An 11838-nucleotide genomic window follows, 5' to 3' on the forward strand; every position below is an offset into this window, starting at 1 on the left:
AGTGTTTCACTGTTTAGAAAGCGGGTGATGCTGTCATGGTAGATGCTCCCTTGTAGTAGATTGGCAAGTCCTGTGGCAGTGGTTTGCCCAAAACTTGCAATGAGGTAGTCGCTGTAGAGTTCTATCATGTCTTTGTTCATTTGTTTACTCTCTCTGACTGCTTTTTTTGTTATGATAGCGCTTTTTTAAAGGGCTGCGTAACTTCAGTTAAATAGTAAAAAAGCCGTTTCATTGAATTAGCATTGAAGCGGCTTTTTTTATAGGAGCGGCTTTTTTTATGGTAGTTAATAAAACCTAGTGGTCGGCTGGCGTGCCGCCTTGTGCCACAATCCAATTTTCTAGCTGTTTGGTTTTTTCATCCAATAGCATTTTATCACCGCTTGCTTCGACATTGAGACGAATCAGTGGCTCAGTGTTGGAAGCGCGGACATTAAAGCGCCAGCGTGGAAAATTGACCGACAAGCCATCGAGTTTATCAAGGGTCGCCGTTTGGCTATCAAATTGTGGGTAGATTTCTTCAAGTTTTGCCAACACCGCAGGCGCAGTGATACCGTCTAATTTAAAGTTAATCTCACCTGAGATGGGAAAAGCGGCAATCATCTCATCAACCAGTTGCGACAGTTTTTTTGGCGCTTCTGTTTTGCCTGATTTTGATAACAGCTCAATCACCAATAACCAAGGAATCATGCCACTATCACAGTAGTTAAAATCGCGAAAATAATGATGCGCAGACATCTCACCGCCATACACTGCATTGTTTTCACGCATGACTTGTTTGATAAAAGAATGCCCTGACTTACTGATGGTCGCTTTGCCACCGGCCGCCGCGATGACGCTTTCGGTATTTAAGATATTGCGCGGGTCATAGACAATCGCCTCGGCAGGATTTTTATCCAAGAAAGCTTTGGCAAGCACCCCCACTACATAAGTGCCTTCCAAGAATCGCGCGTTTTCATCAAAGAAAAAACAGCGGTCAAAATCGCCATCAAACGCAATCGCTAAGTCTGCTTTCTCTGCCAACAGCGTGTCTGCTGTCACTTTACGGTTGGCAATAATCATGGGATTGGGAATACCATTGGGAAAACTGCCATCAGGCACATGATTGATTTTGATAAATTTAATAGGCGCGTTGGCAGCTTGTAGACGCTGCTCAAGCAAATCAATCGTTGGCGCAGCACTACCGTTGCCACAGTTGACGACCACTGTCAAAGGTCGTAACGCGTTGACGTCAATATAGCTTATCAGATGGTCGATATAGGCGGTTTTGTCTTCTTTTAACTGGTACTCGCCTCTACTGGCTGCCGCTTTGAACGCGCCTTTTTCTGCGATTTGTTGAATGTCTGCCAAGCCGGTATCCGCGCTAATAGGTTTTGACTGTTCACGCACCAATTTTAGCCCGTTATAATTGATGGGGTTGTGACTGGCGGTCACTTCAATACCACCAATCGCGCCATAGTGGCTGGTGGCAAAATACACCTCTTCAGTGCCTGTCATGCCCAAATCAATCACATCGATGCCTGCATCTAATATACCTTGAATGGTGGCTTTTTTAAGGGCTTCACTACTGGGCCGAATGTCACAGCCAACCACAATCGCTGATTTTTGCTGATTTGATAGCGGTTCACTTAAAAATTGGGCGAAAGCACGTCCGATACGGTAGGCGATGTTCTCGTCAAGGTTGTTACCGAGTTCGCCGCGGATGTCATAGGCTTTAAAAGACGAAATTGTGATGGGAGAAAAATCATTCATATACGTGGCTCATTGGATTAAGAATTAAGAATGTCATTTAATTAACTGTTAATTATTCACAATCAGTTATTCACTAGCAATGATCAGCTATCACCAAACACATCGCGGCTATACACTTTTGTCTTGACGTGCGCTAATTCGGGATGTAATCGGTTCGCGACAATCACATCGCTCGTTTCCAAAAAACTCGCTAAATCATTGACTACGGGACAATCCATAAACTGCGGTGACGACAGACTGGGCTCATAGATTTTTACATCAATGGCATGTTGTTTGAGCAGTTCAATAATGTCCAAAATTGCAGAATCTCTAAAGTTATCGGCATCTTTTTTCATGCTCAAGCGGTACACACCCACGGTATTAGGCTGCTTGGCGATAATTTGACGGGCAACAAAGCGTTTGCGGGTATTGTTGGCATCCACCACCGCATGAATCACATTGGCAGGAATCCCTTCATAATTGGCTTTGAGCTGTTGAGTATCTTTGGGTAGACAATAGCCACCATACCCAAATGATGGGTTGTTGTAATGCATGCCAATCCGCGGGTCTAAGCTCACACCGGTGATAATCGACTCACTATCAAGCCCCATGCTTTCGGCAAAGCTATCTAACTCGTTAAAAAATGCAATGCGTGTGGCAAGGTAGCTATTGGCAAATAGTTTGACCGCCTCTGCCTCAGTAGGCGGCATGATTTGGCTTGGGGTGTGGTTTTGTTCGCTGGCAGTTTGGTATTGGACGATTAGTTGGTGACAAACATCTTGCAGCGCTGGCACATGGTTTATATCACAGCCAACGATAATACGTGATGGATGCAGGTTATCATATAACGCTTTGCCCTCCCGCAAAAACTCCGGCATAAATAAGATACGCGTATCAAATTTTGTTTGCATGTCACGGGTAAATCCAATCGGCACAGTCGATTTGATCACAATCGGTACTTGTGCGTTGTGAGCGCGTACGGTTTGGATACTGGCTTCCACCGATGAGGTATCGAATTTGCCCGTGGCGACATCGTAATTGGTCGGTGTGGCAATAATCACCAAATCTGCGGTTGAAAAATCCGCCTCACTTACCAACTGCGCCGCTAAATTCAGTGACTGGGTTGCCAAGAACTGCGCAATCAACGCATCGTCAATCGGCGACTCTTGCTGTTGTAATTGGGCAATCTTTTGGGCGTCGATATCGACCAAGGTGACTTGGTTAGCGAGTTTAGGTTGGGCTAATAAGACAGCATTGGACAGACCGACATAGCCTGCCCCAATGACAAAGATGGTTGTAATCATGGGTGATGGAACCTTACAAATCGCAGCAAAAATTAGCGAAGCCGTCGCGTATTTTTAGCCTTGATATTTCTTGTATTTATAAATTAAGTAAGTTTTTGCCAATATCACTATAGTTTGACAAAATGGCATAGCGATGACAACGATTATTTTGCAGCATCTGTATTTTAGGTATTTGTATTTGAAGCCTCTGTATTTTAGGCATCTAGACTGTCAAGGCAAATACTTACCAATGGACTTAGATTGCGACGTCAAATGCGCTAAAATAGCTAGGTCAATGTTATATTGTGAATTTTTCATCATTTACCATCAATCACCCTTCAGAGATAACGATGCAACCGACTTCCAATTTTGCTGACCTCATTGCTTTAATGGCACGACTGCGCCAAGACTGCCCTTGGGATAAAAAACAAACCAACGATAGCCTCATTCCTTACGCCCTAGAAGAAACCTATGAGCTTATCGAAGCCATACAATCAGGCGACATTGACGACATCAAGGGTGAGCTTGGCGATGTGCTGTTACAAGTGGTTTTTCACGCTTGTCTATATGAAGAACAGCAGCAACTTGATATCAGCGAGGTGATTTTCACCTTGCAACAAAAACTCATTCGCCGTCACCCGCATGTGTTTGACAAAGAAAATCTAAAAACCGATGAAGATGTCAAAAAACGCTGGGATGAAATCAAAGCCTTGGAAAATGCCGAAAAAGCCAAACAGGGTAAACTGGTAAACCATCGCCGCACCCTTGATGCGGTCAAGGCAGGCTCAGCGTTAATGCAAGCGCAAGAACTACAAAAAACTGCCAATAAAGTCGGTTTTGACTGGGATGTGGTGTCGGGTGCGGTGGACAAATTGGATGAAGAAGTGGCAGAGCTCAAAGAAATCTTACCAATCGATGGTCAAAAACCGACGCCTGAGCAAAAAGCGCTGCTAGAAAAAGAACTGGGTGATTGTTTTTTTGCCCTAGTCAATATTGCCCGCAAACTGGGCATTGATAGCGAAAAAGCGACTTTGACCACCGTACATAAATTTCGCTCTCGCTTTGGCTTTATTGAAGATGAGCTCGCCAAAATGGGTAAAACCCCTGAAACTGCGAGCTTAGAGGAAATGGATAACTTGTGGGATTTGGCAAAACAGCATGAAAAATTTGCATGAGGGTTTTTGAGCACGGGCTAGGTTTTAGGGTCTAGTGTTATTGACAGCTAATACCCTGTTTACATGCCGTGTACATTTTTTTGGTAAAACAGTTTTTTAGCTAAGTTTGTGCTAAGTTTGGGGTGGCATAATAGCTCACATCAACTCATTAAACCCATGTATTAAACCAATTTGGTTAATAACATTGATTTAATAGCTTTGATTTAACACAAGGTTTGATTCGTTTGTCATTGAATCTATCTTATTTATTCAATCTTGTTGATCCATTACATAAATAGGTATAACAATAATATTTTAAGAGACGACTATGAAAAAAACGCTATTTGCATCCGCCCTAGCCTTGGTATTTGCTTCAACAACCGCTTTTGCAGCACCGGCTGTACCAGCTGTACCTGCCCATAAAGCACATAGCAAAACTGTGACTCATAAAAACGTCACTCATAAAAAAGTGACGCATAAGAATGAGCTACGCCATAAACCTGTCAAAAAAATTGTCAAAAAACCTGTTAGAAAACAGGTGAAAAAACATTATGTCAAAAAACAGGTCAAAGTAAACCGTGGTCACCGTCATATAAAAGGAGAGCATGCAAAAGGTCAGCCAAGATAATTTCTCGTTATCGCCACAAGCCTTTAGTGCATAGTAAAAGCCGAAACCTAACTGGGTTTTGGCTTTTTTATTGCCCAAGATTGATTGTTCCAGAGGTGTTGGCAAGGTATACTGAGTCAACAGGGATTTGACCGTTAAAGCAATGATTTTTCGATTATTATTTGGCTTAGTTTTCGCTAGTATAGGGTTAGCCATGCTAGTTTTAGCCCTATGGGCAATGCCCGCACAGGCGCAAGTATGTACCCCAACCTTGACGCCCGAGCAGGCTTTTTTGGCAGTGACAAATTTGACTGGGACTAACGGTAGTACCACAAAACCCTCTGCAAATCTCCTTGCCAATTCACCCAAAGTGATTAATATCAATACAGCCAGTGAAGCCGAGCTTACACAGCTTGATGGTATCGGTGCCAAAAAAGCCCAGCAAATTATTTTATACCGGCAAATGATGGCACCGTTTGCCACAGCAGATGACCTAGCCAACGTCAAAGGTATCGGTAAAGCAACTGTCGATAAAAATCGCCACCGCATTACCACCCAATAGTGATAGCAAAGCATTGGCAATCATCGCAAGCCTATTGTCATGTTTTATACACGCTGTACTAGCAAGCAAACCGTCTCATCCTATACCGCTAACGTCCTACAAATAATCAATCAGTAGACAATATTTTTCGCTCACTGGATTTTTTGTAACCGTGAATTAATATCCCTAGTTAGGCAGAAATTTGGTACACTAACCGCTAATAAATTTCTGCCGTTTTCATGGATTTTGGTTACTATACATGGCAAAAAAAACTCGCAAATCACCTAGCACGGCAACCGCTGCTGGCAATACCCAAACTGATTATGTTTTAGATAGACAGTCGGCTCGCCGGGATGCCAAAAAACTGGGCTTAAACAAAGCTGATTTACCCAACTCTATCAAAGAAGTGATTAGCACACTGACGCAGGCGGGTTTTGAAGCCTACATCGTCGGTGGTGGGGTGCGTGATGCCTTGTTAGGCTTAAAGCCCAAAGATTTTGATGCTGTGACCAACGCCACCCCCAACCAAATCAAAGAAGTATTTGGCAAACGCTGCCGCATCATCGGACGGCGTTTTCAGCTGTGTCATGTGTATTCTGGTCGCGATATGATTGAAGTTGCGACCTTTCGCGCGCCACCTAAGGATAACAATCATCTCACCGAAGACGGCATGATTATGCGTGACAATGTGTGGGGTGATATCTATCAAGATGTGGTGCGCCGCGATTTTAGTATCAATGCCCTGTATTATCAGCCATTTGACGATATCGTTTATGATTTTTGTGGTGGGCTAAAAGATGTTGAAAACCGCACCATTCGTCTGCTCGGCGACACCCAAAAACGGGTGGAAGAAGACCCTGTACGTCTGCTACGAGCGCTGCGTTTTAAAGCAAAATTGCAGTTTGATTTTGACAATGCCTTAAACCAACAATTTAACGCGCAAAACTGGGCATTATTGGCGCAAGTATCCCCTCACCGCTTGTACGATGAAACGCAAAAAATGTTCACAGGCGGCTACTTGGTGCCGATGTTACCACTACTATTTGATTATGGTGCGTTTTCCCAGTTGTTGTTTTATCCACCGACAAGCGTGACACCGCTACTCAATCAAGTCACCATCAATACTGATAGGCGCATAGGTAGTGGTAAAAGCATTAACCCTGCGTTTTTTTATGCGACTATTTTGTGGGAAAACTATCTATATTTATTGGATAAGTTTAAAAAGAACACACCGTTTAGCGACGCGCAAAACCAAGCCGCCAATAAAGTCTTGGACAAGCAGCGCCGGCACACGGCCATGCCCAAGTTTGCCGAGCAGTTTATTAAAGATATTTGGCTCATGCAGCCAAGACTTGCCCAGCCGCGCAAAAAAAATCTGCAAAAGCTGTTTGAAAACCCGCGTTTTCGGGCCGCCTATGACTTTTTGATGATGCGTGAGCAGGTAGAAGCCAAAAACCAAGCGCTTGCCAAACAACATGGCGCAGCAATTACGTTGGATGATGAAAGCACCAACGGCATGGGACATTGGTGGGCGTGGTTTCAAACTCTAGGTGCTAAACAGCAGCAACAAGCGATTGATGAGTTTGACCTTGAATCAGTACGTTTGCGCTTTGCCAATATTGTCAATCAGACCAATTTTGAAGATGATAGTGTTGCTTACCAAACTAGCGATGCGGTGCATGATAATGAGGCAGGCAGGGGTAGCGATTTGAGTCATGGAAAGCGCCGCCGCGAACGACGTCGTTTGCCGTTTGCAGCAAATAGCCAAATCGAGCATGAACTGGTACAAGATACAGCGCTATCTACCAAAGCACACAAACTAACGCAGCAGCAGCAACTTGAAAAAGCCCAACTGCAGCAGTTATCGCTTGCCAGTCACACCAACTCAGCACCGGCTAAATCACTTATCGTAGCGCCAATCACAGCGCAAAAAAACGATGACCACCCTTATCAGCCGACAGTTTCTGCTTCAGTATCAGCTTATACTGAGACAAGTGCACGCCCAAATAGTTCACACTCAAATGATTCGAACCCAAATAATTCACACCCAAACGATTCGAACCTAGGTCGCTCACGCAAACGCGATAAAGCTTATTTATCGGTAGCCAGTGTACCTGCCAAACGTGCGCGACGCACCCCCAGCTCAAACTGGTCGATTTTGGAGCAACGCCAGCAAGCGGATATCACAATATCCGCTAGTGATTTGCGTGGCGAACCTGTCAGCCCAACACCCGTCAGACAAAGCACCGACAATCAGGCGGTGACTCATACCGATACTGATATTGGCACTGACATTCGCACTAACACTGACACCGTCAATCATTCGGCTTCCAATAAATTAATGATTGACAATGGCGTGGTACAGCCAAAGCCAAAGCGAGCGCCACGGACGCGTAAAAAAGCGGTTACTGATAGCAAAGTCTTAGCAGAAGCGGTGACTGATAGCGAGGCAGCGGCAGCGCCAAAACGCACCCGCAAACGCGCGGTCAAAATCGACGGTCATCAGCCATGATTACGTGCTATATCGGTTTGGGTGGCAATATCGCAAACGCGCTTGGTACGCCAAGGCAGCATATAGCCAACGCCATTGCGGCGTTTTACGCATCGCCACACTTTGCCAATGTTACAGCATCATCACTGTATCAATCCAAAGCCTTTGGGGTCACCGACCAGCCCGATTTTTTTAATGCGGCCGTAAAAGCTGATACCGATTTGGCACCCTTAGCCCTGTTGGATTTTTGCCAAAGTTTGGAGAGCGCTGCCAAGCGCACGCGTTTGCGCCACTGGGGTGAGCGTAGTTTGGATGTCGATGTGTTGTTGTATGGTGATGACACAATCAACAATGCGCGTTTAACAGTGCCACATGAAGGCTTATTTGCGCGTAATTTTGTGCTAATTCCGATGCTAGAGCTTGAGCCAACCCTGATGGTAAATGGACAAAAATTGGCAGATTTGCCGACCAGTCAAGATTGGCAAGGCTTGGAGAAATTAACCGTGCTTTAACCCATATCAGTTAACATGGATTTTTGTAAAAATTAACAAATTATGGGTGCTATGGATTTGAAATCGCAAAAAATTAAACCATTGATAAAGTAACGTTTTTTGTTTTCCCTATTTCTTGTTTTTGCCTGTTTCTTTTGCCCTTGCTTCTTTTAGTTTTACTTCTTTTACCCTTGATTCTTTTAACCTTGCTTTTTAAAGGAAACCGCATGAGCTACGTTAGTAACCTAGAATCTAACCCTGAGTCAACATCTGCCGCAGCGACGACCAAGCCTAAATTACCTGTCACCTTGTCCACCTTAAACAAACTCAAAGCCAATGGTGAGACGTTCTCGTGCTTGACATGTTATGACGCCAGTTTTGCAGCAGCCATGCAAGTTGCAGCGATTGATACGATTTTGATTGGCGATAGCCTTGGCATGGTGGTACAAGGACAAACCTCAACCTTGCCGGTGACAATCGCAGACATGGTATATCATACCCAAAACGTGGCTCGTGCCAACAGTCATGCACTGATTTTATGTGATTTACCTTTTATGAGCGTTGCCACGCTTGAGCGCGCACTCGATGCCAGCCAAGCGGTGATGCAAGCAGGCGCCCATGTGGTCAAAATCGAAGGCGGTGCCGAGCTTGCCAAAATCGTGTCAGTGCTTGCCAACAACGGCGTGCCGACCTGCGTGCATCTAGGCTTGACGCCGCAATCAGTGAATGTGTTTGGTGGCTACAAAGTACAAGGCAAAACCGATGCCCAAGCGGAAAAACTCATGGCTGACTGTCAAGCAGTGGTAGAAGCGGGCGCAGCCATTTTACTACTCGAATGTGTCCCTGCTGAGCTTGCCAAAAAAGTGCGTGACACTTTCCCCGTGCCAGTGATTGGTATCGGTGCGGGCGTGGATTGTGATGGTCAAGTGCTGGTCATGCACGATATGCTTGGGGTATATACCCGTAAACCTGCCAAGTTTGTCAAAGACTTTTTGACCGACGAGCATAACGAAACCAAAGATATCACCGGGGCGTTTAAAGCCTATCATAAAGCGGTCAAAGACCGTACGTTCCCAACGCCAGCCCATAGTTTTTAGTAATTATAAAGGCAAAAAAATGCAAGTATTTCATACCATCAGCGCATTACGTGACACCTTAAAACCTTTACGCCATCAAGCGGCTGTGCCAAAGATAGCGCTGGTTCCCACGATGGGCAATTTGCACAGCGGTCACGTGACCCTTGTCAAAAAAGCCAAAGAACTTGCCGATATCGTAGTCGTCAGTGTGTTTGTTAACCCAACCCAATTTGGTGTGGGTGAAGACTTTGATACCTACCCACGCACGCTAGAGGCTGATGTGGCAAAACTTACCGATGCGGGGGCAAATTTTGTATTTGCCCCAAGCGTGGAAGAAATGTACCCGACCTACCCTAACAACGTGCAAGTGCTATCAGGCGATATTAGCAAAATCTTGTGTGCCAACACTCGCCCCACCCACTTTGACGGTGTCGGCTTGGTGGTGAGTAAACTGTTTAATATCGTCCAACCTGACATCGCTGTTTTTGGCAAAAAAGACTATCAACAACTTGCCATTATCCGCCAGTTGGTCGCTGAGCTAAATTTCCCGATTGAGATTGTCGGGGTGGATATCGTGCGGGCTTATGACGGGTTGGCATTATCGTCTCGCAATCAATACCTAAGCGAAGCAGAACGTCAACTTGCCCCTACCTTACAAAAAAGCTTGCAACAGCTTGCCAATGAGTTAAAAACTGCCAATTTTGCCGATTTTGACAAAATTATTGCCGGCGCAATCGATAAGTTAAATCGCGTGACGGTGGCTGATTTAGGCTTTAAAGTGGATTATTTGGAAGTTAAAAATCGCTTATTACAACCGCCAAAGCCCACTGATAAAGATTTGGTAATTTTGACCGCCGCTTTTTTGGGCAAGAAAACACGGCTTTTAGATAACCTAGAATTTAGTCGGGAGTTAAATCAGGAATTTAGTCCGGAATTGAATCAGCAATTGGGTCAGCAATCGGCTAGCGATTTTAATCAACAACCTACCACCGCATCTGTAAAGGATTAACTATGTCAAAGCTGCAAGTTATCATTGTTTCAGGACGTTCAGGTTCGGGTAAGACATCGGTTCTCAATATCATGGAAGACTTTGGCTATTATCCAATTGATAATTTGCCACTCTCGCTAGTCCCTAGTGCCATTGATAAACTTGTACATGACAGCCAAATTTATAAAATCGCCATTGGTGTCGATGTACGCTCGCCACAAGCGGACTTATCGCGGTTTGCTGAGGTCTATCATAAGCTGATAGAAGCTTATAGCAAACCGGCGATTAAAATACTGTATGTGACTGCCCAAGAAAGCGTACTCGTGGCACGGTTTGACGCCACGCGCCGTCTGCATCCGTTAATGGCGGTATCGGGTAATCTACCCAATGCCATCAAAAAAGAAATCGATATTTTAGAGCCGATTGCCATCCGCGCTGATATCAAAATTGACACAAGCCTTCTTAATATCCACCAACTCAAAGAAGTCATCCGCGATCATTTGGGTGTGGATAATGCGGTAACCGTCAATATTTTATCCTTTGGGTTTAAATATGGGGCACCGATTGATGCTGATTTTATTTTTGATGTGCGTACCCTGCCAAACCCCCATTGGAAGATTGAACTGCGCAACCAGACAGGGTTAGACGATGATGTCAAAGCATTTTTTGATGACTATAGCGAAGTAGATGACATGACCAATGATATTATCGCTTTTTTTAAAAAATGGTTACCGCCTTTTTTGCACAACAATCGCCATACCGTGACCATCGCCATCGGCTGTACTGGAGGCAAACACCGCTCTGTATATATCGCAGAAAAGTTGGGCGAGTCACTGGCCCAGTCGCTACCCAAAGAAATGGTAGTACGTATCAAACACCGTGAAAAAAACCGCTGGTAGCACGTTCTGAATCAACTTTGTACTGATGATTGATAACTTTGAGATTGATAAATGATTAATTTTGCTGAAATGGATATGGCGGTTAGCCGTACCGAACTAAAAAAAGCCCATGAGCGCCTACAGCGACTGGCTGAGCCGCTTGCCAATTTGTCAAAAAAACAAATGAAGGCACTGCCTGCCAGTGAGTTTTTTTTGGATGACTTACTGCAGCTTGCCGATATCACCAGCCATGAAGCACGTAAACGTCATATCAAGCGTTTGGGCAAATTGCTGGCTGAAGAAGAACCGCATGCGATTGTCGAATTTTTATTTCGCCATACCTTTAGTCCTGAGCAACAAGCCAAAATTGAAAGTTGGCAAACGCGCCTAAATTTGCAAGATGACAATACCTTAAAACAATTTACCAAAACTTTTTTTGACAGTGAATTCAACACCATCAAGCAGCTGCTGATTTGGATTGCCTATGCTGAATACACCCAAGATGATGAATTGATGGAAGAAAGCGTGGCTGATTTACACACTTATATTCGCCAAGTGGCGATTTTGTCCAAAGGTAAATAGTCGGACTGATGGCCAGTTT

11 protein-coding genes and 1 pseudogene are annotated in these 11838 nt (G+C 44.6%); 9 read left to right on the forward strand and 3 right to left on the reverse strand.

The genetic code is table 11. The features are described 5' to 3' along the window. The 3 genes and pseudogenes from ACH0AB_RS05330 to ACH0AB_RS05340 form a co-directional block, all read right to left on the reverse strand. Window positions 1-140 (reverse strand): annotated as a pseudogene (locus ACH0AB_RS05330) (IS701 family transposase); the annotation flags it as partial. A gap of 154 nt (window positions 141-294) precedes the next feature. Beyond that, window positions 295-1749: a phosphohexomutase domain-containing protein gene (locus ACH0AB_RS05335; protein WP_406877456.1), complete on the reverse strand. Its 1455-nt coding sequence runs from the start codon at window positions 1747-1749 to the stop codon at window positions 295-297. An 83-nt stretch (window positions 1750-1832) separates the two neighbouring features. Then, a complete protein-coding gene (locus tag ACH0AB_RS05340; protein ID WP_406877457.1) occupies window positions 1833-3032 on the reverse strand; it encodes a nucleotide sugar dehydrogenase in 1200 nt (399 codons plus the stop codon). A 329-nt stretch (window positions 3033-3361) separates the two neighbouring features. Here ACH0AB_RS05340 and mazG point away from each other — a divergent pair, with 329 nt between their 5' ends. The 9 genes from mazG (at window position 3362) to yjgA (ending at window position 11819) form a co-directional block, all read left to right on the forward strand. After that, entirely contained in the window at window positions 3362-4186 is an 825-nt protein-coding gene (gene mazG, locus ACH0AB_RS05345; protein WP_406877458.1) for a nucleoside triphosphate pyrophosphohydrolase, read from the forward strand. A 307-nt stretch (window positions 4187-4493) separates the two neighbouring features. Next, window positions 4494-4793 (forward strand): hypothetical protein, encoded by a 300-nt coding sequence (locus ACH0AB_RS05350; RefSeq protein ID WP_406877459.1) that lies wholly within the window; start codon window positions 4494-4496, stop codon window positions 4791-4793. A 193-nt stretch (window positions 4794-4986) separates the two neighbouring features. Further along, entirely contained in the window at window positions 4987-5334 is a 348-nt protein-coding gene (locus ACH0AB_RS05355) for a ComEA family DNA-binding protein (protein ID WP_406877460.1), read from the forward strand. Between the two features lie 238 nt (window positions 5335-5572). Then, window positions 5573-7825, forward strand: coding sequence for a polynucleotide adenylyltransferase PcnB (gene pcnB, locus ACH0AB_RS05360; RefSeq protein ID WP_406877461.1), 2253 nt, complete (start codon window positions 5573-5575; stop codon window positions 7823-7825). Further along, on the forward strand, window positions 7822-8316 hold the full coding sequence (gene folK, locus ACH0AB_RS05365; protein ID WP_406877462.1) for a 2-amino-4-hydroxy-6-hydroxymethyldihydropteridine diphosphokinase: 495 nt from the start codon (window positions 7822-7824) through the stop codon (window positions 8314-8316). The genes pcnB and folK overlap by 4 nt, the downstream gene beginning before the upstream one ends. A gap of 206 nt (window positions 8317-8522) precedes the next feature. After that, window positions 8523-9392 carry a 3-methyl-2-oxobutanoate hydroxymethyltransferase gene (panB, locus tag ACH0AB_RS05370; RefSeq protein WP_406877463.1) on the forward strand — a complete coding sequence of 290 codons (870 nt, stop codon included), beginning with the start codon at window positions 8523-8525 and terminating at the stop codon, window positions 9390-9392. A gap of 19 nt (window positions 9393-9411) precedes the next feature. After that, on the forward strand, window positions 9412-10380 hold the full coding sequence (panC, locus tag ACH0AB_RS05375) for a pantoate--beta-alanine ligase (protein ID WP_406877464.1): 969 nt from the start codon (window positions 9412-9414) through the stop codon (window positions 10378-10380). Window positions 10381-10382: 2 nt separating this feature from the next. Beyond that, window positions 10383-11258 (forward strand): RNase adapter RapZ, encoded by an 876-nt coding sequence (gene rapZ, locus ACH0AB_RS05380; protein WP_406877465.1) that lies wholly within the window; start codon window positions 10383-10385, stop codon window positions 11256-11258. A gap of 51 nt (window positions 11259-11309) precedes the next feature. Next, window positions 11310-11819, forward strand: a complete 510-nt coding sequence (gene yjgA, locus ACH0AB_RS05385; protein WP_065253902.1) for a ribosome biogenesis factor YjgA — start codon at window positions 11310-11312, stop codon at window positions 11817-11819. Window positions 11820-11838: the final 19 nt, after the last annotated feature.

This window comes from Moraxella sp. 179-F 1C4 NHS (assembly GCF_045370505.1).
GTDB classification, from domain to species: domain Bacteria; phylum Pseudomonadota; class Gammaproteobacteria; order Pseudomonadales; family Moraxellaceae; genus Faucicola; species Faucicola tetraodonis.